Source organism: Rheinheimera pleomorphica, assembly GCF_011634895.1.
In the GTDB taxonomy this organism is placed as follows: Bacteria; Pseudomonadota; Gammaproteobacteria; order Enterobacterales; family Alteromonadaceae; genus Alishewanella; species Alishewanella pleomorphica.
Genome location: NZ_SIRR01000008.1, coordinates 714946 through 736402, shown reverse-complemented (window position 1 = coordinate 736402; position 21457 = coordinate 714946). Strand labels below are relative to the sequence as shown.

At 47.4% G+C, this 21457-nt stretch carries 21 protein-coding genes; 6 read left to right on the top strand and 15 right to left on the bottom strand.

The window, feature by feature from the left end:
- The first annotated feature begins 3 nt into the window (after positions 1-3).
- Together EYB30_RS12505 and EYB30_RS12500 are read left to right on the top strand one after the other, a co-directional pair.
- On the top strand, positions 4-3198 hold the full coding sequence (locus EYB30_RS12505) for an efflux RND transporter permease subunit (RefSeq protein WP_166839234.1): 3195 nt from the start codon (positions 4-6) through the stop codon (positions 3196-3198).
- Entirely contained in the window at positions 3191-4573 is a 1383-nt protein-coding gene (locus tag EYB30_RS12500; protein ID WP_166839233.1) for an efflux transporter outer membrane subunit, read from the top strand. Before EYB30_RS12505 ends, EYB30_RS12500 begins: the two co-directional genes overlap by 8 nt.
- A gap of 63 nt (positions 4574-4636) precedes the next feature.
- Here EYB30_RS12500 and EYB30_RS12495 read toward each other — a convergent pair whose 3' ends face one another.
- The 7 genes from EYB30_RS12495 to EYB30_RS18815 form a co-directional block, all read right to left on the bottom strand.
- A complete protein-coding gene (locus tag EYB30_RS12495) occupies positions 4637-5935 on the bottom strand; it encodes a nucleotide-binding domain-containing protein (RefSeq protein ID WP_206674632.1) in 1299 nt (432 codons plus the stop codon).
- A complete protein-coding gene (locus tag EYB30_RS12490; RefSeq protein WP_166839232.1) occupies positions 5923-6477 on the bottom strand; it encodes a Pycsar system effector family protein in 555 nt (184 codons plus the stop codon). Before EYB30_RS12490 ends, EYB30_RS12495 begins: the two co-directional genes overlap by 13 nt.
- A gap of 401 nt (positions 6478-6878) precedes the next feature.
- Positions 6879-8015, bottom strand: a complete 1137-nt coding sequence (locus tag EYB30_RS12485) for a hypothetical protein (protein ID WP_166839231.1) — start codon at positions 8013-8015, stop codon at positions 6879-6881.
- 32 nt (positions 8016-8047) lie between these two features.
- Positions 8048-9922, bottom strand: a complete 1875-nt coding sequence (locus tag EYB30_RS12480; RefSeq protein WP_166839230.1) for a hypothetical protein — start codon at positions 9920-9922, stop codon at positions 8048-8050.
- A gap of 516 nt (positions 9923-10438) precedes the next feature.
- Positions 10439-10726 carry a HigA family addiction module antitoxin gene (locus tag EYB30_RS12475; protein ID WP_166839229.1) on the bottom strand — a complete coding sequence of 96 codons (288 nt, stop codon included), beginning with the start codon at positions 10724-10726 and terminating at the stop codon, positions 10439-10441.
- Positions 10726-10863, bottom strand: coding sequence for a type II toxin-antitoxin system RelE/ParE family toxin (locus tag EYB30_RS12470; protein WP_410200346.1), 138 nt, complete (start codon positions 10861-10863; stop codon positions 10726-10728). The genes EYB30_RS12475 and EYB30_RS12470 overlap by 1 nt, the downstream gene beginning before the upstream one ends.
- A gap of 100 nt (positions 10864-10963) precedes the next feature.
- On the bottom strand, positions 10964-11128 hold the full coding sequence (locus EYB30_RS18815; RefSeq protein WP_410200345.1) for a Txe/YoeB family addiction module toxin: 165 nt from the start codon (positions 11126-11128) through the stop codon (positions 10964-10966).
- A 386-nt stretch (positions 11129-11514) separates the two neighbouring features.
- Between EYB30_RS18815 and EYB30_RS12460 the strand changes: the two genes are divergently transcribed.
- The gene (locus EYB30_RS12460) at positions 11515-12207 is read left to right on the top strand and encodes an SOS response-associated peptidase family protein (protein ID WP_166839228.1); all 693 of its coding nucleotides are present in this window, start codon (positions 11515-11517) and stop codon (positions 12205-12207) included.
- 119 nt (positions 12208-12326) lie between these two features.
- Here EYB30_RS12460 and EYB30_RS12455 read toward each other — a convergent pair whose 3' ends face one another.
- Complete coding sequence (locus EYB30_RS12455) at positions 12327-13172, bottom strand: acyl-CoA thioester hydrolase/BAAT C-terminal domain-containing protein (RefSeq protein WP_166839227.1); 846 nt, start codon at positions 13170-13172, stop codon at positions 12327-12329.
- Positions 13173-13213: 41 nt separating this feature from the next.
- Positions 13214-13474 carry a hypothetical protein gene (locus tag EYB30_RS12450; RefSeq protein WP_166839226.1) on the bottom strand — a complete coding sequence of 87 codons (261 nt, stop codon included), beginning with the start codon at positions 13472-13474 and terminating at the stop codon, positions 13214-13216.
- Positions 13475-13835: 361 nt separating this feature from the next.
- Here EYB30_RS12450 and EYB30_RS12445 point away from each other — a divergent pair, with 361 nt between their 5' ends.
- A complete protein-coding gene (locus EYB30_RS12445; protein WP_166839225.1) occupies positions 13836-14678 on the top strand; it encodes a MerR family transcriptional regulator in 843 nt (280 codons plus the stop codon).
- 59 nt (positions 14679-14737) lie between these two features.
- Here the strand turns inward: EYB30_RS12445 and EYB30_RS12440 are convergent, their stop codons facing one another.
- The 4 genes from EYB30_RS12440 to EYB30_RS12425 all read right to left on the bottom strand — a co-directional run bounded on the left by EYB30_RS12440 (position 14738) and on the right by EYB30_RS12425 (position 16397).
- Entirely contained in the window at positions 14738-15103 is a 366-nt protein-coding gene (locus tag EYB30_RS12440) for a hypothetical protein (RefSeq protein ID WP_166839224.1), read from the bottom strand.
- A gap of 86 nt (positions 15104-15189) precedes the next feature.
- Positions 15190-15465, bottom strand: a complete 276-nt coding sequence (locus EYB30_RS12435) for a Txe/YoeB family addiction module toxin (protein WP_166839223.1) — start codon at positions 15463-15465, stop codon at positions 15190-15192.
- The gene (locus EYB30_RS12430; protein ID WP_166839222.1) at positions 15446-15715 is read right to left on the bottom strand and encodes a type II toxin-antitoxin system Phd/YefM family antitoxin; all 270 of its coding nucleotides are present in this window, start codon (positions 15713-15715) and stop codon (positions 15446-15448) included. Before EYB30_RS12430 ends, EYB30_RS12435 begins: the two co-directional genes overlap by 20 nt.
- A 229-nt stretch (positions 15716-15944) precedes the next feature.
- Positions 15945-16397 (bottom strand): SRPBCC family protein, encoded by a 453-nt coding sequence (locus EYB30_RS12425; RefSeq protein ID WP_166839221.1) that lies wholly within the window; start codon positions 16395-16397, stop codon positions 15945-15947.
- Between the two features lie 201 nt (positions 16398-16598).
- Here EYB30_RS12425 and EYB30_RS12420 point away from each other — a divergent pair, with 201 nt between their 5' ends.
- Positions 16599-17222: a LysE family translocator gene (locus EYB30_RS12420; RefSeq protein ID WP_166839220.1), complete on the top strand. Its 624-nt coding sequence runs from the start codon at positions 16599-16601 to the stop codon at positions 17220-17222.
- A 7-nt stretch (positions 17223-17229) separates the two neighbouring features.
- Here the strand turns inward: EYB30_RS12420 and EYB30_RS12415 are convergent, their stop codons facing one another.
- On the bottom strand, positions 17230-17844 hold the full coding sequence (locus EYB30_RS12415; RefSeq protein WP_166839219.1) for a DUF502 domain-containing protein: 615 nt from the start codon (positions 17842-17844) through the stop codon (positions 17230-17232).
- Positions 17845-18033: 189 nt separating this feature from the next.
- On the opposite strand from EYB30_RS12415, the gene EYB30_RS12410 reads away from it, so the two are divergent.
- Positions 18034-20265: a S46 family peptidase gene (locus EYB30_RS12410; protein WP_166839218.1), complete on the top strand. Its 2232-nt coding sequence runs from the start codon at positions 18034-18036 to the stop codon at positions 20263-20265.
- A gap of 56 nt (positions 20266-20321) precedes the next feature.
- Here the strand turns inward: EYB30_RS12410 and EYB30_RS12405 are convergent, their stop codons facing one another.
- Positions 20322-21353, bottom strand: a complete 1032-nt coding sequence (locus EYB30_RS12405) for a PAS domain-containing protein (protein ID WP_166839217.1) — start codon at positions 21351-21353, stop codon at positions 20322-20324.
- Positions 21354-21457 lie beyond the last annotated feature (104 nt).

Genomic DNA, 21457 nt, shown 5'->3' with positions numbered 1-21457 from the left:
CAGATGTTTTCGCAATTCTTTATTAAGCGGCCAATCTTCGCCGCTGTGATATCGCTGCTGTTTTTTATCACCGGTGCTATAGCGGTGTGGCAGTTGCCTATTACCGAATACCCCGAGGTGGTGCCACCGACAGTGGTAGTAACCGCTAACTACCCGGGCGCTAACCCCAAAGTTATCGCCGAAACGGTGGCATCGCCGCTGGAGCAGGAAATTAACGGCGTCGAAAACATGCTGTATATGTCTTCGCAGGCCACCTCTGATGGCCGCATGACCTTAACGGTAACTTTTGCTATCGGTACCGATGTCGACCTGGCGCAAACTCAGGTGCAAAGCCGCGTTGAGCGCGCCAAACCGCGGCTGCCGCAGGAAGTACAGCGTTTAGGTGTGGTGACTGAGAAATCCTCCCCCGATTTAACCATGGTGGTGCACCTAACTTCGCCGGACGAGCGCTATGACATGCTGTATTTGTCTAACTATGCTGCGCTGAATGTGAAAGACGAACTGGCGCGCATTGAAGGGGTAGGCTCAGTGCAGCTGTTTGGTGCCGGCGATTACAGCATGCGCATCTGGCTGGACCCGAACAAAGTGGCGGCGCTGGGCTTGTCACCGGCACAAATTACTGCGGCCATTCGTGAGCAAAACCAGCAGGCGGCGGCCGGCAGTTTAGGCGCACAGCCAAGTGGTGAGGCTGATTTTCAGCTGCTGATTAACGTAAAAGGCCGCCTGGCAGCGGTGGAAGAGTTTGCAGATATTATTATCAAAGTGGGGGCTAACGGCGAAATCAGCCGGTTAAAAGATGTGGCCCGGCTTGAACTGGGGGCTTCTACCTATGCGCTGCGCTCCTTGCTGGATAATAAAGAAGCGGTCGCTATCCCTATTTTTCAGGCGTCCGGCTCTAATGCGATTCAAATCTCCGACGATGTACGCGCCAAAATGGCTGAGCTGGCTAAAGGTTTTCCTGATGGCCTGACGTACGACATTGTGTACGACCCAACGGTATTTGTGCGCGGCTCTATCGAAGCGGTAGTCAAAACCCTGCTCGAAGCGGTATTGCTGGTGGTATTGGTGGTGGTGCTGTTTTTACAAACCTGGCGCGCCTCTATTATTCCGCTGGTGGCAGTGCCGGTATCTTTAGTGGGCACCTTTGCCTTTATGCAGCTGCTGGGCTTTTCATTAAACGCCTTGTCGTTGTTCGGTTTGGTACTGGCCATTGGTATCGTGGTCGATGACGCCATAGTGGTAGTAGAAAACGTTGAGCGTAATATCAGCGAAGGTTTATCGCCCATTGCGGCTACACAAAAAGCGATGAAAGAAGTTACCGGGCCCATTGTTGCCACTACGCTGGTGCTGGCGGCGGTATTTATTCCTACGGCCTTTATGTCGGGCTTAACCGGGCAGTTTTATAAGCAGTTTGCCTTAACCATTACTATTTCTACCTTTATCTCGGCGATTAACTCGTTAACCTTAAGCCCGGCGCTGTCGGCCTTACTGTTAAAAGGCCATGGCGAGAAAAAAGACGCGCTTACCCGTGCTATGGACAAGCTGTTTGGCGGCTGGCTGTTTGGCCCCTTTAACCGCTTTTTTGCCCGCTTATCGCGTGGTTACGGTTATCTGGTACAAAAGGTTATCCGCTTTGGCGCTATAGTCGGTGTTATGTATATCGCGCTGGTCGGTTTAACCGGCCTGCAGTTTGCTACCACCCCAACCGGTTATGTGCCGGGGCAGGATAAACAGTATCTGGTGGCGTTTGCCCAGCTGCCTGATGCGGCGTCGCTGGAGCGTACCGAAGCCGTCATTAAAGAGATGTCACGTATTGCGCTGCAGCAACCCGGTGTGGCTAACTCTGTCGCTTTCCCTGGTTTAAGCATTAACGGTTTTACCAACAGCCCGAACAGCGGCATTGTATTTACGCCTCTGGCCGATTTTAGCCAGCGTACTGATCCGTCAATGTCGGCCGGCGCTATCGCCGCGGCGCTAAACCAAAAGTTCGCCGGTATTGAAGATGCCTTTATCGCGATATTTCCACCGCCACCGGTGCAGGGGCTGGGTACTATCGGTGGTTTCAGGCTGCAAATTCAGGACCGCGCCAACCACGGTTACGACGAGCTGTACAACGTCACCATGCAGGTGATGATGAAAGCCTGGCAAACGCCAGAGCTGGCCGGCATTTTCTCCAGCTATCAGGTGAATGTGCCACAGCTGGATCTGGATATTGACCGCACCAAAGCCAAGCAGCAGGGCGTGGCAATGGACGAGGTGTTCCAGACACTGCAGGCCTATATGGGCTCAGTGTATGTGAACGACTTTAACCAGTTTGGCCGCACTTATCAGGTTAATATGCAGGCCGATGAGCAGTTTCGCCAAACGCCAGAGCAAATTGGCCAGTTAAAGGTGCGCAATAACCAGGGTGAAATGATCCCACTGGGTTCCTTTATCAATGTCAGCAATACGGCAGGGCCGGATCGGGTAATGCACTACAACGGCTTTACCACCGCCGAAATTAACGGTGGCCCGGCACCGGGTTACAGCAGCGGTGAAGCGCAGGCGGCGATTGAGAAAATCCTGGCCGAAACGCTGCCAAACGGCATGACCTACGAGTGGACAGAGCTGACTTACCAGCAAATTCTGGCCGGTAACGCCGGCATGTTTATCTACCCGTTGGTTATTCTGCTGGTGTTTATGGTGCTGGCCGCGCAGTACGAAAGCTTAAGCTTACCGCTGGCGATTATTTTAATCATCCCGATGACATTATTATCGGCGCTCAGCGGCGTGCTGATTTACGGTGGCGACAACAACATCTTCACCCAGATTGGCTTAATCGTGCTGGTGGGCCTGGCAACGAAGAATGCCATCTTAATTGTTGAGTTTGCCAAAGAGCTGCAAGACCATGGCATGAGCGCAATGGAAGCGATACTGGAAGCAGGCCGCTTACGTTTAAGGCCCATCCTGATGACGTCTATCGCCTTTATTATGGGCGTGGTGCCAATGGTGTTTTCTTCCGGTGCCGGTGCTGAAATGCGCCAGGCGATGGGCGTGGCGGTATTTGCCGGCATGATAGGCGTGACCATTTTCGGCCTTATTTTAACGCCGCTGTTTTATTACATGTTAGCTAAACGTGGTGAGAAAAAAGCAACGCAGCCTGCAGTAGAACAAGCTCCGGCAGGTACAACAACTACCGTGGAGGCCTCTCATGCGTAAGCCAATAAAACTGTCGGCTATCGCCATACTGGTGGCATCATTAAGCGCCTGTGCCGTCGGGCCGGATTATCAGGCGCCGGTTAAGGTGGCGGATATCCGTATCGACGCGCCTTACCAGCAGGCAGCACAGCTGCAAAACTGGTGGCAGGCGTTTGACGATGCCGCGCTAAACCAGCTGATTACCCGGGCCTTAGAGCAAAACCGCAGCCTGGCGCAGGCCCGTTTTAATGCCGAACGCGCTTATGCCGTGTTTAGCGACGCTAATAACGATTGGCTGCCCAAAGGTACGCTGGACGCAGGCTATCAGGCCGGTGAAAACGCCACAGTGTCGCCAGCTGATGACGGTGTCATCAGCCGCGGCTATAACAGCGGTGCTAATTTAAGCTGGGATCTGGACCTGTTCGGCAAAATCCGCCGCGCGACAGAGGCGGCACAGGCCAATGCCCAACAAGCCGAGCTGCTGTGGCAAGATGCCCGTTTGCAGCTGATCAGCCAGGTGGCCAGCAGCTATGGTGACTATCGCGGCGCCCAGCTGCGTTTAGTGGTAGCCGAGCAAAACCTGCATAACCTTGAGCAAAGCCGCGCCATAGTGCTGGCGCGGTTAGACGCCGGCATGGCTTCCGAGCTGGAGCTGGCGCAAATCGACGTGCAGCTGCATCAGGTAAAAGCCGCTGTGCCGGTATACCGCAATGCGCTGTTAACCGCAGGCGCTACCTTATCGGCCTTGCTGGCGCAGCAACCGGGCCAGTTAAAACTCGGCGCCGTACCGCACTTGCCAGAGCTAAAGCAACCGGTGGCCTTGGTTGAAGGTGAAAACTACCTGCGTTACCGTGCCGATGTCGCGGTAGCCGAGCGCGCTTTAGCTGCTGCCACGGCGCACATTGGTGTCGCCACCGCCGATTTATACCCGAACCTGTCGGTAAGCGGCTTTTTAGGCTTTATCTCCGGCCCGGGCCTGGCGCTTAATGGCGATACACAAAGCTGGTCGGTAGCACCCACGCTAAGCTGGCAAGCCGCCGATCTAGGCTCGGTAAAAGCGCGCATCCGCCAGGCCGAGGCCAGCAGCCAAATAGCGCTGGCACAGTTTGAACAGCAGGTGTTTAACGCGCTAAACGAGATGAAGTTATCGCTATTTAGCTATAACCTCAGCCGCGAGCAGCAGCTAAACACCGAAGCACAGTGGCAGGCTGCCAATAAAGCACTGCAAATCGCCCGCGATCGCTATAATGCCGGCAGCGGTGAGTTTTTAGACCTGCTCGACGCCGAGCGCGAGCTACTGCGCGCCCGCGATCAGTTGGCACAACTGCAACAGCAAAGCTTTAGCCGTTTGGTAGGCATCTATCGCAGTTTTGGTGGTGGGATACAGTTGATTTAGGGTTGGTTTAGATAAGTAAAAAGCCGGGCATGCCCGGCTTTTTTAAAGAAAAGACCATATTGACTACGTCGGGTCACCTACATAGACCGCAAAACATGATTCCGGGACAACTAAATCCCCCTCACTGTATACAGAAACATACATGTAGTGCAAACCAATATAAGAAGTGTCCTCCCAATTTTTGGCAGTATAATTTATACCATCTGTTGTAAACGCTTCAACGAGATTTTCATGATTACCATATGAATCTCCATTTTTCTCAAATGCTTGTTTCCCATGATTTTCAACTCTGAATTTGACTTGTATGTTCTGGTGATTCCCCGTTAGAGAAAAACTTGCTTTAAATTCAATTCCTTTAGATCTTGGAATGACTCTAGAGCATCTATGATACTCTTCAGTTGATGGCGTGCCAGCTTTTGACTTTAAAGTGCTAGTTAATTTTATTTTGTTGTTTGCATCGCTCGGTTTTGGTAATAGATTGAAGTAGTTTTTTTGCCTCAGTACGAACTGTTTGTAGTTTATTTTTCTGCCGCTTGAATCCAAGTAGTTTGGTGATATGAATTCAGCTATATTCTTTTCACCATTTTCAATGAAAAATCTATTCTCTATTATATCCTCATGAAGGTCTAATAGCTCTTTAATAGAATTTCCGAGCATTACTCTATTTCTTGGCGCAGCTTGTTGCAGTTTTGCGGCAACATCAACATGAAATGATGTTGCCGTTACTTCTGAAGCTCCGCTGTATCCATACATGCCCCATAGGACTTCTTTTTCTGGGCCGTAGTCTATGCCAATTCTAATGCCAACATCTTCATCAAGTCCATGGCTTTTTAATTCTGGTATTACAACCTCTTTCATTAATTGCACTAGATAAGCGCCACAGTTAATTGCATCAATAGATGAATTTCTTGCTGAAACTCCATCACTTCTAAAAAACGCAAGGACTGCATCCCCCATTATTCTATGGACATGACCGTCGAAAGCCAAGATTGTTTCGATGGCACATTTAATTATCGTATTCTTTATGCGAAATACATCGTTAATAGGGTAGACTATGCCTAGTTTTGTTGAGCCCTTTATATCCATGAATAGTGATACTGTGAATCCCTCTTTTAACTTTTCCATTCCTGCTAGGTAGTCGAAGTGTGGGTGGCCACCTATGGCGCTTCTATTTACACCAGCTTTTCCGAATAATACTCTTATTTTTTGTTGTATTCCGAAGTCCCTTACAGGATAACTTTCACTCTTTTGCATCTTAGGCTCAGAAGATAACTGATTATCATGAATATTTGAACTGAATAATGCTGACTCTTCTATTTTTTTAAAATTTATGTCGGTATATATTTCTTTTAATGAAGGCATGGTTCTGCTCCAATATTACTGAAAAACAGGCAGGCTGAAAGCGCGATCATTATTAATAGATTCAACTTCGTTATATTGCTGGCTACTTTTATTAGATTGAATTTTAGTTGAAGGATATTTGCAACTTCATAAACTTGATTTGCTAAATCGTTTTGGAATTTTTCAGGTGAGTAATTGTTAACTTTAATTGTGTAGTGTTCTGGTGTAAGATTTTTTGAAACAGATCCGAAGAAAAATATTGAATCTTCACTGGTTTGTGTGAGCTTCTTTGCAGTGAGTTTTGGGGATATGCTTTTTATTACCCATATGATACTTATTGCTGATAATGCGGAAATTAAGAAAAGTGCAATGGCGATAGCTACTTTTGTATCTGGATGTTGATCGATTATATCTTTCGCTTTTAAGATTACTGCGCCAAATATTGCTATGTTTAGCGATGTTATTAAGCCGCTTTTGAAGTTTACTGTTGCAATGTATGAATCATATCGTTTCAGTGTGTCCCATAGTCCAGATATAATTATTTTATTCTTGTCATCTATCAATTCATGCCCCTTAACTTTTTTACATTTAAGCTGAGTAAAATATATATTGGCACCAATATAGAACAGAGTGTTAAGTTGTGCAAGAACGTCGGAATGACTGATAGAAAGGTAGTGAAACGACTGTCAGGCTGGTTGGTGAAGCGATTTCATGTAAACAGCTAAACTGCTTCACCCGATGATTTATTCGGTCTTTTCGTTTTAGGTGGGGCAAGCAATATATCAGCCCTGATCCGGTATTTTCGGCTCGTTTAATAATGCCAGTAACTGCAACGATTCCTGCAAGCCGGTATAGTTATTGTTGCAATATTCCGTTCCGCCAGAATTAATTCACAGTATTTAATTCAACGAATACTCCACTGCCATTTCGTAAAATAGCAGTCAGTTGACAGATATTTCCCCTTTTAGCTTCTTCTTTTTGCCATTTCTATAATTTTTTCCGCTAAATCTGTAATGACGTGATCAGAATCAGTATTGTCTCTGGATTTTTCATTGATCATTTCTGGGTTGTTATTAACTAACATTTGCCTCGCAAGATCTGCCTGAAGTTTTAATCTATCGTCTTTGCTCATCGACTGTATAAAGCTTGATGCTGCGCTGTAGCTTAAGTCGAAATTTTCGTATTTTCTCTGTGCATCGCGGTGTTTGCTTGACTCTTTCGCAAGATAAGCAAATGGAACAGTAAAAAATAAAATAGCACCGTACTTTATTGCCAAATCTTTCCAATCAAAAGTGTCCAGTACCCCAAAAACTGACAATAATACTATCCCTGCAGAAATACCTAAACATCCTAAGGCAATAGCTCTTAAGAAAGTGGCATGCTCTCCTTCTTCGTTAGCTCGTTTAGCATGCTTTTGCGTAACTTGATCTACAGCGACAGCAACCGACGCCTTTTTTAAATATTCAACATTGGATTCTATTTCATTTATTTTCTCTAAACTATAGGAGCTCGCTTTTTCTAACTCAGCGTCAACTTTTTCATTCAAGGTTGATATTACCGCGTTTAGCTCAGACACTCGCTTGGTTTCCTCATTAATTCTTGTCTTCAAAGCTGAATTTTGCTTAGCCATTACTCCTATTAGCTTTCTTTCTAACAGCTTGATTGAAGGGTTGCTACTGTTGCTAAATGAGGCCAAGGAACGCTCTAAATCACTATAATCTAAACCATTTGTCACTCTATCTATGAATTTTGTGATCTCATCGATTAATTTATCTGTATCCCCGATTATTGCTTTAGTTTTGATATCTCCAAGGTCTAAATTTGATTTTTTTAACAGCTCTTGGTATCTGAATAATGCAGATTTTAATTCATATGTTGTTTCTATCGTAAAAGCTAAGTCAAATTCATCTTTTTGTTCATTGTATGAATTTTCAAGTAAAGTGATGATTGATTCTAGTTTTTTATAAATCGAAATACATTTATTTACCGATAGTTGTTCTGATTGTTCATATTCAGCCTCAAGGCTGCTAATCAGGTCATTAATTTTAGATGTTTCAGCCGGTAGCTTAATAATTTCGCTTAAAATACCTTTATTTTCCATGCTATTCTCTGTTCTTTTTATAATTTTTCAGTTTAGATACTCTTAGCTATCAACTCAGCCTTAAGCAGTCCGCCTTTCGTTAGTAACCGTGCTGAAAAGTTGGGGCGGCGTTTGGCTTTGTAGGCATCGTGAATTTGTTTTAATCCTTCCGCTGTTAATAGCGAAATGTTTACCTCGGTATCCATCTCTGCCGACTCGATAAAGTCCTGCGAGAAACTTGGTGCGATGATCAGCACCTGCGCTACGCGTTTACCCTGATTTTCACAGCGGTTTACGTAGGCTTTAATTTGTCTGGATGTTGCTGAGTATTTGGCAAAGTCGCCTTCTTTGCAGGTTTTTGCTTCACCAATAATGATATCGTCATCGCTGATAGAAATAATAATGTCTGCTTTATCTTTTGCGGTGTTTATCGTCTTACGCAGTTCCTCGTCAACGTCCAGTTCCAGCTGTTCAAGAATGGTTTTTGTCGCTTCTTCAAACTTCACGCCAATATCTGCTTCGTTAATTTCGATACCAACAGCTTTGAGCGCTGACAAATCGCGCTTAGCCAGCGCCGCGTAGTTTTCAATTAGTTTGTCATTGGCATTGGCGAATGCTTCCAGGATGTTTGTTCTTGGGTTGCCTTTTCTGGGTAATTTAAGGTTATCGCGTAGCTCTTTTACTTCATCATTATTTAGCAGGTACAACACATCGTGTGGTGTAATACTCAACGCCCGCAAGCGCTCAACGTTGATTTCTTCCGTCTCTTCAAGCTCATACTCGTACCGGATGCGCTGTACTAATGTTTCCGGAGCACCAGTGGCATCTGTACCTTGAAAGTTCTGCACCAGAGAGTCGAACATTTCTTTATAACCCGTTGCGCTAATGGCATCAAACTCACGGTCGGCGGCACTATTCAGGCTTTGCAAAATGACATCAATGCGTTCATCAAGCGTGAAGCCTATTTTGTCAGCGTCGATATCCAAATCAGCGATAAGTTGTTTTAAGCGCTCTTTGCGTTTGTTTTGGTTGTCAGCTTCATCGAATAAATCGCGTGACAACATATCACGCACAGCGATACCGGAATGCAGAATAGTACTGATTTTTTCGCCCCGGCTAACGCCGCGAATACGCTTACCGTAACTTTTTAAGATATTTGATAATTCAGCGTCAGATAGCACCCGTAAGATCCGTAGTAGATGCTTATCGGCCAGTTCTTTACCTTGGATTTGATTTAATACCGTGACCACTTCATCTGGAATTAGCACTTCTGATGTTTTGCGATTAATGAATATCACACCCATATCACGCAGCTCTTGCAGGCAGTTTTCTACCGTTTGCTTACCTGCTTTGATTGGTTCGGATAAATGTTCTATCGCTACCACTTCATCATGAGAAATTTTCAGATGATGAGCCAGAGTATTCAGAATGCTGCGTTCATCGTCGGTAATGTTTGCCTGGCGATTAATTCTTTCATCGTTGGTATAGGCTACGTTTAGACAATCCCGGAAAATTTTTAGCCGATGCGCATGACCATAGTCTTCCGTAAGGTTGCTATCGAGATCTTGTTGGATCTGCTGTGCCAGGGCGTCTAATGCTTCCCACTCACGGGTATAGAGTTGTTCAATCCACGATATACGGGCAATACCGTTACCATCACGGGTAAGAATGTTTATCAGCAGTGCCATAGACGCATCGCTTAGTGCCAGCTTTTCCCGGATTGAATCCTGATACTGAATTGCAACAGCGTTGAAAAGGTGCGTAATCTCACTGCCAGACGCGTCTTTAATCTGGCGATTAACTTTACTCAGCGCCTTTGAAATCACTTCGTCACTGGAAGCTGCTGATGAGCATAATTTGTCCAGACACGTAATGAACTTAGATTTTTCTATCTGGTTTAATGTGGACAGTACGTGGCTCAACTTCATCAGACATCCCTTTCTCGTTATTTTGGCCAACAAAGAACTACATACAAAAGTAATTGAAGTTCTTAATATTTATCAGGTTGTACCGAATACCCAATCTAGAACATAACCGATGGATGCGCAACTTGAAAAAACCTGACGTTACTGCTGTGTGGCCAGCTAAATGCAGCTGTGCTGTTGAAATGCATTTAACTAACCACTAAACTTTTTGCCAAGTGGATTGGGGGTGCCTGGTCGGCGTCATAGCCTCGGTGAGTAACATCGGGGCTTTTCGCTTTCTGGTGCTGGGTAAATTTTCATGCCGACGCCTTAAAATAACTTCACTCGGATCTTGTCTATTTTGCCAAATAAACATCCTTTAGATGAAAGGTGTCGCGATTGTTATGTTCAGCGATACTGCGCAAGCTCTTGCTGAATTTGCATAAACTCTTGCCGGGTGTCGGGTTGTAACTCGCTTAATGCTCTGGCGATATTTAAGTAATTTTAGCGCGTCTTGTCTGGCAAATGTCATGAAATAGCCTAAGCACTGCATAATCGCTGCAGTTTAGACGTATCTATTTTTTGCCTGGCATGCCACAGATCATAAGCATCTTGCATGCCCATCCAGACGCGCTCGGAGCTGCCGATAACAGCAGCAAGGCGAATTGCCATTTCCGGTGAAATGTCCGACTTACCGCTAATCAACCGTTGCACGGTTGAGGGCGCGACATCTAATGCCGATGCCAGCTTACGGGCGCTGACATCCAGAGCTTCCATAGTTTCTTTAATCAGCTCGCCCGGATGCGGTGGGTTATACATAGTGGCCATTAGTGATAATCCTCGTAATTTACGATGTACACATCGCCGTTATTCAGTTCAAAGGTAATACGCCAGTTGCCTGTTACCGTTATTGACCACTGGCCTTTTCTGCCTCCGGTTAGCGGGTGCAGAAAAAAGCCCGGCAGATCGATATTTTTAGATCGAATTAGTGCAATCCATTTTCCCTGCAGTTAACTGCTAAATGAAGCCAAAAAAGCTTCATATGTAGCTTATTTGGCTTCGATTTTAGTAGTGAAACCTACACTGCGCTATTACCAGATAACCATCTATATAGGTGTAAACCAAGCGGTGCTCGCGGTCTATCCGGCGTGAGTAAAAGCCGGCGAAGTCGCCTACTAACCGTTTTGGTTTGCCTTTGCCTTCCAGCGGTGAACGCATGGCTTCTTTTATCAGCTAATCAATACGGGCACTTAGCTTTTTGTTGTACTGTTTAACATATTGGTAGTCATACCATGCGTTTGCATCAAAGGCAACGCCGGGTTTAGTCAGTTTCTTGCTCATCTAATAAACGGGGTCAGATCAAAATTAAGTTGGTTATAGCAGCTTTAATTCTGATCTGACCCTAATTATCAAATAAATGTTCATTAAGTGTGTGTCGTTCTGCCGGAAAGCCGGCCTCTTATGCGATTACAAATGAAGTTAAATAAGCGACATATGAAGCCTTTTTTGCTTCATTGGCATGCCCTAATTATCCTTAACGGAAGTAGATGTTGTGCTTCAAAATTCGCTAAATAGCCCATACTAGCAATATCTAAACGGCATCATGAAGTCCAGACATGTGCGGCAGACTTAATGTTATCGACGATCCCAGCGTAAGAGAACTGTGTGAGGGGCTGCAGATCCAGCTATTCCCTGAGCGCCAAATTTTTAGCCGGTTTATCCGGGCTACCAATCAGGTAAGTATTGTCAGGCAAAAAGACAGTATTCGCCGAATGGATAACGCGATTTGGTGGCTGCTGTTAGAGCCTGCCGATACAGGCTTTAAACCGTCTAAATACACGTCGTTTAACAGCCGCTACGATAAGCTAAATGTAAAAGGCTCTGCTGGCTACCAGGCTTACCGCCACAGCCGCTGCGTTATACCGGCCAAAGGCTTTGGCGAAACAGAGTATGTGAACAACAAGCCGCTGCATTACCATGATCTGATAGCACAAGACGGTGCGATCTTGCTGGGCGGCCTGTGTCGGGAATGGGTTAACAAAAATACCGGAGAGACAGCTTTGTCGTGCTCTGTGATTACCTTACCGCCACACCCCAAGCTCAAACACATACACAGCAAAGCATCACCGTTAATGTTGCCAAGAGACGTAGCACTGGTTAACCGCTGGCTGGACGAGAGCATAACTGACACGGATGAATTTGCAGCGCTGCTGCAACCTCGTATTCCGTATGACTTACTTGCGCTGCAGATTGATAAACCCAGCACTTATCAACCGGTATCAGATCCGACTTTGATTAAACATGACTGAGGCTCCAAATAAATAGGGTCAGGTACAGATAAAAAAACAACTGCTTCAGGTGAAATCCAATGACATCAAATACAAAAGCCGGGCAGGCCCGGCTTAGTACTGTGCTGCAGGATAAATGGTTAGCCGGCTTTAAGCTTGTCGATAAAGGTTTGATGCAAAGCATCGTTTTTGTCTAAAAACTTATAGTCTAACAAGTGATCCAAGCCTTCATAGTACAAATGCTCACACTGGTTTTTGCGTTTGGCGTTGATTTTCTGGCACACCTCGGTGGCCATTTGCGGTGCTGGCCAGATGGCGTCGTTCTCACCTGACATTAGTATGACTTTGCCCTGGATATCGGTAACGGCGATATCGGCTTTACCACCATCAACCCTGTTGGCTAACGACTGGCTATACAAGTCACGTAAGCCCGTTACCGGCCCGGATGGGTTAAATGGCACATGGGGTAGATCTTGGCCTTGCCCGGTCCAGCTTGAGGCCGGCACCTTGGTCCAGTCTTTTAAAATACCGGCCCACACGACTGAACTGGGGGCTATGGCCACGACTTTGGTAACTTGCTGATCCTTTGATGCTAACAGCAGCGCCAGTTCTGCTCCTTTGGACCAGCCGACGATAATCAGTTGATCTTGCTTAATATTCGGCTGGCTTTGTAGCCAGGTTTTGGCCTTAGCAAAATACTGCAGTGGAATTTTCTCCAACTCTGGCGGCAAGCCATCGGCGTTAAAGTACGCCAGTGCCAGTGTTGGGTAGCCAGCATCAATGACTGGCTGTGCCAGCTGCCCGGGTATGCCGCCCTCAGCGCCGCCTAGCACCAGCACGGCAACCTGTGGCTCTGCGGACGTTGCAGCTGAGTAGTGGCCGACAAAGCCGTGTTGTTCGGCGGTTAACAGCCGGGTTTCGGCATTAACGCCGGCACAGGCTAACAGTGTGGCAATTAAGCTGGTTTTAATTAGCGTTTTTAACATGGGTATTTCTCTCGCTGAATATACTTTGCGGCGCACCCTTATCAGGCGTCGTGGCGGCTGATGATCTTATAGCCTTTGGCTTCATAGTCATTCAGGCATTGTTGGAATTTATTCTGCAGCTTAATTTCGTCAAAAAAGCCCAGTGAATACACATCGCACTTCACTTTCATTTTTTCGCTGTTTTCCAGCACGGCCACCATTTTTAACTCGGCAAAGCCCAGCTTGTAGGCAAGGTCAGTAAATTGGGTATACAGCAGCGCAAGCACAGCGATAACGAAAGCAGCAGAGACGATTTTTTTCATGTTGTTATTCCTTCAAACGATTAATTTCATCTGCATAAGGCAATAGCTATGCCAATTTCCCAACGGCAGAAAATACGCGGGCTCTAGCCTGGTTGTTAAAAATCTAAATTAATGAGTTAGCCAAAAAGTGGTGAAAATATCAATTTATTGAGTAACTTACAAGGAGCCAAAACCAGGCCGTTCTACATGCAAGCTACTGCCGCCACTGTGCAGCGGCTATAGGCAGGTGACATACAGCGTCGGCGTTTTTTATCTTTGCTAAGTGAGCGTAAAAAAATCATCATAGTGCTTGACCCTAACGCAACGTTATAGCTCAGGCTTAGCGCATCGGGTGAGTTAAGCAAGGCGGAGGCGCAGCAGCGTGCAAAAAATTTTCAGTGTCAGTCAGGTAAGTAAACTTGCCGGTATCAGCGTGCGTACTTTGCATCATTATGATCAGATAGGTTTACTGACGCCACTCAGGCAACAGGACAACGGTTATCGCTGCTATGGTGAGCAGCATCTGGTCAAACTGCAGCAAATTTTGCTGTACCGGCAGCTGGATTTTAGCCTGGAGCAGATCCGCGACATGATGCAGGCACCAGACTTTGACGCTGTAAGCGCACTGCAGCAGCAACACGCTTTACTGCTTAGCAAACTCGATGCAACCAGGCAGATGATCAACAACATTGAGGTGGCTATGACAATTGCACAAGGTAAACAAAATTTGCAGATTTTATTCAGCACCCTGCCGCAGGATAAAGCGGCACAGTGGCAGCAGGATTTTGCCAGCCAGTTTACAGAGCCGGGCGAATACGACGCTGTGCTGCAGGCGGTGGGTAACGTAAGCGCGGCGCAATCACAGCATTTAACGGAGGAATTTGATAATTGGCTGGCGCAGTATCTGCCGTTACTGGCCTTACCGGTGCAAGCCGATGCCGTGCAGCAACAGGTACTGCAGCACCTTGCTATGCAAAACCGCTTTTTAAGCCAGATGATGTCGGAAGAGGCTTATGAAGGCATGAGCTGTGACACCTTTTTGTATCTGACAGAGGCGTTAATTGAAGATGAACTTGTGCAGCAAATGTACGCGTATTATGACCCGGCGCTACCGGAGCATTTATACGAGGCCATGATGTATTTTGCCGGGCACAGCTTTAAACCTGCCCCTGAGCAATATCGCTTTATCGGCTTAGACAAGGCTGACAGCTTAGGTGAAGGCTAAAGCTGCAATGGCGGCGCTGGCAGTTAACACGTCAGCGCCGCAATTCGCGTTGTTATGGGCTATCCGGTATTTCCGGCTCGGTTAGCAGCGTCAAACCATTCACTCACCTTGCGACAATTAGCCAGACTAATTATCATAGGTATAAGATTTGAACGTTCTTCAAATATAAAGAATGCACAAGCGGTTTCGACCATATCTTCTTGACCGATGCCAAGATGAAACGTCATAAATTTTGCCATAGCCTCTGCAAGTATTTCATCTTTTAAACTATTGATATAAGGGTATGTTATCCAGCAAACGGGATCATTTGGAAAGCACGACCAAAAAACTAAGTCTGGAAGATATTCTTTATTATCAGGATAACCAATAATTACTAAATGTTCGGCAGCATCGGTGTCAAATTTATCTTTTATTTCTTTAGTCATCAATTCACAAACCTATACCTAATAAATAGGGTCAGGTACAAATAATTGTAGAAAATGCTGCATATGTAGCTTATTTTGCTTCGCTTTTAATAATGAAACCGGCATTGCGCTATTACCAGATAACCGTCTATATAGGTGTAAACCAAGCGGTGCTCGCGGTCTATCCGGCGTGAGTAAAAACCGGCGAAGTCGCCTACTAACCGTTCTGGTTTACCTTTACCCTCAAGCGGTGAGCGTATGGCTTCTTTTATCAGCTCATCAATACGGGCACTGAGCTTTTTGTTGTACTGCTTAAAATATTGGTAGTCATCCCATGCGTGCGCATCAAAGGCAACGCCGGGTTTAGTTAGTTTCTTGCTCATCTAAAAAGGGTTCCTTCACCTCGAAGGCGCCAGCTTTAATGCGTGCTACCGATTCGCGCAAACGGTTTGCATTATTCGGTGTACTGAGTAAGTACAGCGTTTCCTGCATGGCGTTGTAATCTTCCTGAGAAATCATCACAACATTACCAGAGCGCTGGTTAGTCACAATCGTAGGTTCGTGAGTATCCAATACCGTATCGATAACCGCCTTAAAGTTAGCCCGTGCTTCGCTAACAGTAAGAATGTTCATATTTGCTTTAGCTCCTATTTTTCAACAACCGTTCTTTCACTGTCACAGCTAAAACGGAATAGAAGGATAGTACCAATGTTTGTACAATTAGACAATTTAAATGTACCAACTTAAGTACAATGTTTTGCCATATGAGCAAAGGCAGTGTAAGGCAATTAGGTTGGGACGATGTGACTACCGGCCAGACAAGTGGCCGGTTAAGCTGTAGCTGGCTGATACAGCCGGGGGTTCAGGCTTGATCCGGTATTTCCGGCTCGGTCAGCAGCGCCAGCAACTGCAAGGACTCCTGCCAGCCGGCATAGCAAAACTCCAGCGGTATTGCCTCGGGTATGCCGCTTTGTTCAATCGTCAGTTCAGTGCCGCACAATACCGGTTTTAATTTAATGGTTACCAGCATTTGGCCCGGCAGGTTAGGGTCGTCAAACTGGTCGTTGTAGCGAATCAGCTCGTTAGGTTTTAATTCCAGATAAGTGCCACCAAAGCTGTGGCTGCTGCCGGTATTAAAATTGGTAAAACTCATCCTGTAGCCACCACCCACCCACGCATCCATGCTGTGTACCTTGCCGGTAAAACCATGCGGCGGGCACCATTTGGCTAAGGCATCGGCGTCTAAAAAGGCGCGGTACAACCGCTCTGGCGTGGCTTTTATTACCCGGTGTAGGGTTACGGTATTAGCTGGCATAACAAATCTCCTGTGTTAAACGCAATAATTTGCTGTATCACAGCTTAGTCGAAGCAGCGGGGAGGGATTAGACAGCTGGTGAGGAATTTAAAAGCCATGTTTTTCTATGACTGCGGTTATCGCACTAAAAACCCTGCCCAAACCTATTGCTGGCGCTGCTGCAACCGGCCAGAATAGCGCCAGTTTAATACTGAGGTGGTTATGGTTAATCTGGCGTTGCTGGGGGCATTTATTCCGACGTTTTTATTTGTCTCGGTTACGCCGGGTATGTGTATGACCCTGGCGATGACGCTGGGCATGAGCCAGGGCGTGCGCCGCACCTTGTGGATGATGTGGGGCGAAATGCTGGGCGTGGCGCTGGTAGCCATACTGGCGGTGTGCGGTGTGGCGGCGATAATGCTGCAATTTCCGGCGGTGTTTCAGTGGTTTAAAATAGCCGGTGCCTGTTATCTGGCCTATATCGGTGTGCAAATGTGGCGCGCCAAAGGCAAACTGGCACTACCACAAGCGGGTGAGCTGCCGGCCAGGCTGGCACGGCGTACCCTGTTTAGCCAGGGCTTTATTACTGCGGTGTCTAACCCCAAGGGCTGGGCCTTTCATATGGCACTGTTGCCGCCGTTTATCGACAGCCAACTGGCATTCTGGCCACAGCTGCTGGTGCTGGTGGCGATTATTCTGTTGCTGGAATTTGGTTCTATGCTGCTGTACGCCAGTGGCGGCAAAGCACTGGCGCTGTTTTTCGGCAAAGCCAACCGGGTGCAGTATTTAAACCGCATCGGCGCCAGCCTGATGTTCGGCGTGGCGCTGTGGATGTTGCTGGGTTAGTAACCGCTTACTGTTCGTGGCGATGGCCGGGTGCTTTGTTGCTACCAAGGCCACCGCTCAATACTAATTGCAGGGCTTCTGCCGGTTTCATATCGATATTACGCGTGCAGCTGCGCGGCACTATTACGGTATAACCCCCAACGTTGTAAGCCATAGGAATAAACACTGCTATTTGATCGTCCTGCATCAGCGCTGACATCCGATCACCCGCCTGGCCGCCTTGCTTGGTAATAATGCCAATCAGCTCAATATCAGACGGCGGCAGCTTGACCATCACCACAGAACCGTCAGCAAAGTTTTTGCCGGCCATTAAATCGATAATATCCTGCAGCATGCCGTAAATTTGTTTACTGCCGGGCAGTTGCATTAAGATTTTGCCGGGTAGCTGCCACAGCCGGTGAATGCCCGACCAGCGCGAGCTAAAGCCAATCAGGATACACAATAAGACAAAACCCAAAATCGCCATGCCCGGTATATACCAGGATACCGGCAACACCAATTGCAGCAGCGGTGCCAGGCTGCCTTCTACCAGCTGCAAAAACCAACGCAGCAGCTCTATGGTGATAATCAGTGGCAAGACGATAGCCAGGCCGGTGAGTAAACTGCGTACTAAAACTTTCATGAACCTACCTATATCAACTGCAGCGTAATAGTTGCGTCAAGCTTACCTTAACGGGCGTCAACTGTCTGGTGGCTAAGTAGCGACTTAACGGAATTTCAGCACAGTGATCGCATTGAGGTTGCGCAACAAGGCGCAACATGGATAATTTGCCGCGACAACAATGAAAATAACCTGAACCATGGAACCCGCATGAAAACTAAAACCCTGTTAACTGCTGCAGCGCTGGGCTTAAGCCTGAGCGCAGCGGCAGATGAAGGCCAGTGGCAGCCGCATCAGATGGCGCAACTGCAAGCCGAACTCAGCGCCAAAGGTATTGAGATCCCGGGCAAACAGCTGGCGGACTTAAGCCAGTACCCAATGAGTGCCATTGTTAGCCTGGGGTATTGCTCGGCCTCTTTTGTTTCGCCCAATGGCCTGGTGATAACCAATCATCATTGTGCTTACAATGCTGTTCAGAATAATTCGACCAAAGACAATAACCTGATTGAAAAGGGCTTTTTAGCCAAAACACGCGCTGAAGAGTTACCCGCCGGTGCACAGGAGCGGTTATATATTACCGAAGCCGTCACCGACGTGACCGCCCAGGTGTCGGGTTCGTTAGCGCCAGAGCTAACTGGCGCAGCGCGCTATGAAGCCATTGAAGCTAACCGTAAAGCGCTGATCAAAAACTGTGAAGCCGACCCGAACTACCGCTGCTCGGTAGTCAGTTTTCATCATGGCATGCAGTATTTTCAGATCAAGCAGCTGATGTTGCAGGACGTACGGCTGGTGTACGCACCAAGTGAGGCTATTGGTAACTTTGGCGGTGATATTGATAACTTTGAATACCCGCGTCACACCGGTGATTACACCTTTTTACGCGGCTATGTTGGCAAAGATGGCAAGCCTGCGGCCTATTCGGTCGACAACGTACCTTATCAGAGCAAGCATTACCTGAAAGTGAATGCCAGTGGCGTACGTGCCGGCGATGGCATTTTACTGGCCGGTTACCCGGGCCGTACCAGCCGTTACCGCTTAGCCGATGAGATTGCTTTCGCTGCCAACTGGCAATACCCGGCGCAGGTTAAAACCTACCAGCAAATTATTGCGACTATTGACCGTTTGGCTGCCACTGATGCCGAACTGAAAGTTAAATACGCCTCGACAGTAAAAAGCCTGAACAACCGCATGAAAAAACTGCAGGGCTTACTGGATGGCTTTAAAGTGACGGATATTCACGCCATTAAGCAGCAACAGCAGCAAGCGCTACTGAACTGGATTAACAGCGATGCCAGGTATCAGCAGTACCAGCAAAGTATCACTGAGCTGCAACAGGTGATTGCTGCCGAGCAGGCTTATACCCAGCAAACCTACTACTTTGACAATGCCAAACGCAGCGATATGTTACAGGCGGCGATGCGGTTATACCGTTTAGCGGTAGAAAGTGAAAAGCCGGACGCGATGCGCGAGATGGGTTATCAGCAGCGCGATTTAGCCATGATTGAAAGCCGCTTAGCGCGGCTGGAAAAAAGCTTTCACCCGACCATGGATTTAGCCATTTGGTCGGAGCAGCTGGCCGACTATCTGGCGCAGCCAGAGGCAGTGCGTGTAGCCGAATTAGATGCTGCACTGGGGTTAACGCCCAATATGACCAAAGACGAGGTCAGCAGCAAGCTTGCGCCGCTATATCAGCACACCAGGTTAACCACTACAGCAGGCCGTAAAGCCTGGCTGGGTAAAGCAGCGAACGAGTTTGTCACCAGCGACGACCCTTTTATCAAGCTGGCCGTGGCCTTGTTTGACAAAAACAAAGCGCTGGAGCTGGAACAGAAAACCTTAAGCGGTCAGCTATCTACTGTGCGCCCGGCCTATATGCAAGCCATTATTGCCTACAACAACACCCTGGGTAAGCCGGTTTACCCCGATGCCAACAGTACACTGCGCATTACCTACGGTAGCGTAGAGGGTTACCCGGCGAAAGATGGCGTATATAAAACCCCCTTTACCTCGGTTAAAGGCATGATTGCCAAGCGCCAGGCCGAGTACCCGTTTAGCCTGCCGCAAAAACTGGTCGATGCCTATAACGCCGGTAACACCGATGGCTATTTTTACGCCGATTTAGCGGCAAAATATGAGCCGGGCTTTTTATGCCGGCTGGCAGGTTGCCCACAACTCGAGGTAAAAGCCTTTAACTCAGTGCCGGTAAACTTTTTATCCAGTGCCGATACCACCGGCGGTAATTCAGGCTCTGCGGTAATGAACGGTAAGGGCGAACTGGTGGGGCTGAATTTTGATTCTACTTACGAGTCAATCACCAAAGACTGGTACTTTAACCCGGAAATTACCCGCGCTATTCACGTCGATATTCGCTACGTGCTGTGGCTGATGCAACATGTTGATGGTGCGCAGAACCTGCTGGATGAGATGGATATCGTGCGTTAATTAACGCATGCTCAGGCAAAAGGCGGCAAATGCCGCCTTTTAAACGCCTGTATTTGTCAGTCTTCAGTGGTGTTTTTTGCTGTTGTTGAAGAAGCAATATCAATCCCCGCATTGCGGCACACACGCTGCAATAAGCTGAAGGCTTCAGTAATCGCTTCCTCATTGGCTTTACGCTCGGTGATATCCAGATGGGTACCCGCCATCAGTCTTGGTAACCCTTGCCCGGTAAAACTGATCACTTTGCCCTGAGTTAACACCCATACCCAGTGTCCGGCTTTATGTTGCATGCGGCACTCCAGTTCATAAAACGGCAGCTCGCCGTCAAAATGACGCTGCAATAAACGCTCTGAGCGGGCTTTGTCAGCCGGATGTACCAGTTTTAACCAGGTTTCCACGCTAAGCGGCATCAATTCATGTAGCTCATAGCCAATAATTTCAGACCAGCGCGTGTTAAATATGGCGTCACCGGTTTGTACATTCCACTCCCAGGTGGCCAGGCGCGAGCTATCAATAAAGGCGTTTAACCTTTGGCGCTGCTGCTCCAGTGTTGCCTTATCCAGCTCTAGCTGCTTCTTTTGCGCTGTCAGCGCACAGCGGGCAATTTCAGCCTCAGCCAGCGCTGCCAGATCCTGTAACAGGGTTAACTGCAGCTGATTAAGCTCGCGCGGCATATCATCAATGATACACAAGGTGCCCAGTGGTAAACCGTCAACTGAGTGCAGAGGAACGCCGGCATATAAGCGGATAGCGGGGGCACCGGTAACCAGCGGGTTATCTGCAAAGCGCTGATCCTGGCTGGCATCGGGTACATACAACAATTTATCGTTAAAGACGGCATGGCCACAAAAAGACACATCACGCGGCGTTTCTTTTAACGCGATACCCTGGCGCGATTTAAACCACTGTCGCTTTTCATCAACCAAAGTAAAAAGAGAGATTTTACAACCAAATAACGCCTGCGCCAGGCGGGTAAAGCGATCAAAATTGTCACTGTCCGGGCTATCCAGTAAACCGGTCGCGGCCAGCGCTTGTAAACGCTCTGTTTCATTTAGCGGTAATTCAGCAGGCAGCATAGTATTAATGATCACAAAAAACGGCAGGTAGTTCAGTGTAAGCCAAAGCTATACGCAGTGCTAACGGTGTTTGAGTAGAATCTATTAACTATTGTGTAATTGGAGGAAAGCAAAGCTTG

What these genes read in the sequence shown, in the direction of transcription:
- EYB30_RS12425 (WP_166839221.1), bottom strand. Translation starts at nt 16,397, where the DNA reads ATGCCAGCTAATACCGTAACCCTACACCGGGTAATAAAAGCCACGCCA.
- EYB30_RS12485 (WP_166839231.1), bottom strand. Translation starts at nt 8,015, where the DNA reads ATGGAAAATAAAGGTATTTTAAGCGAAATTATTAAGCTACCGGCTGAA.
- EYB30_RS12480 (WP_166839230.1), bottom strand. Translation starts at nt 9,922, where the DNA reads ATGAAGTTGAGCCACGTACTGTCCACATTAAACCAGATAGAAAAATCT.
- EYB30_RS12475 (WP_166839229.1), bottom strand. Translation starts at nt 10,726, where the DNA reads ATGGCCACTATGTATAACCCACCGCATCCGGGCGAGCTGATTAAAGAA.
- EYB30_RS12430 (WP_166839222.1), bottom strand. Translation starts at nt 15,715, where the DNA reads ATGAACATTCTTACTGTTAGCGAAGCACGGGCTAACTTTAAGGCGGTT.
- EYB30_RS12455 (WP_166839227.1), bottom strand. Translation starts at nt 13,172, where the DNA reads ATGTTAAAAACGCTAATTAAAACCAGCTTAATTGCCACACTGTTAGCC.
- EYB30_RS12450 (WP_166839226.1), bottom strand. Translation starts at nt 13,474, where the DNA reads ATGAAAAAAATCGTCTCTGCTGCTTTCGTTATCGCTGTGCTTGCGCTG.
- EYB30_RS12495 (WP_206674632.1), bottom strand. Translation starts at nt 5,935, where the DNA reads ATGCCTTCATTAAAAGAAATATATACCGACATAAATTTTAAAAAAATA.
- EYB30_RS12420 (WP_166839220.1), top strand. Translation starts at nt 16,599, where the DNA reads ATGGTTAATCTGGCGTTGCTGGGGGCATTTATTCCGACGTTTTTATTT.
- EYB30_RS12500 (WP_166839233.1), top strand. Translation starts at nt 3,191, where the DNA reads ATGCGTAAGCCAATAAAACTGTCGGCTATCGCCATACTGGTGGCATCA.
- EYB30_RS12435 (WP_166839223.1), bottom strand. Translation starts at nt 15,465, where the DNA reads ATGAGCAAGAAACTAACTAAACCCGGCGTTGCCTTTGATGCGCACGCA.
- EYB30_RS12440 (WP_166839224.1), bottom strand. Translation starts at nt 15,103, where the DNA reads ATGACTAAAGAAATAAAAGATAAATTTGACACCGATGCTGCCGAACAT.
- EYB30_RS12460 (WP_166839228.1), top strand. Translation starts at nt 11,515, where the DNA reads ATGTGCGGCAGACTTAATGTTATCGACGATCCCAGCGTAAGAGAACTG.
- EYB30_RS12505 (WP_166839234.1), top strand. Translation starts at nt 4, where the DNA reads ATGTTTTCGCAATTCTTTATTAAGCGGCCAATCTTCGCCGCTGTGATA.
- EYB30_RS12415 (WP_166839219.1), bottom strand. Translation starts at nt 17,844, where the DNA reads ATGAAAGTTTTAGTACGCAGTTTACTCACCGGCCTGGCTATCGTCTTG.
- EYB30_RS12410 (WP_166839218.1), top strand. Translation starts at nt 18,034, where the DNA reads ATGAAAACTAAAACCCTGTTAACTGCTGCAGCGCTGGGCTTAAGCCTG.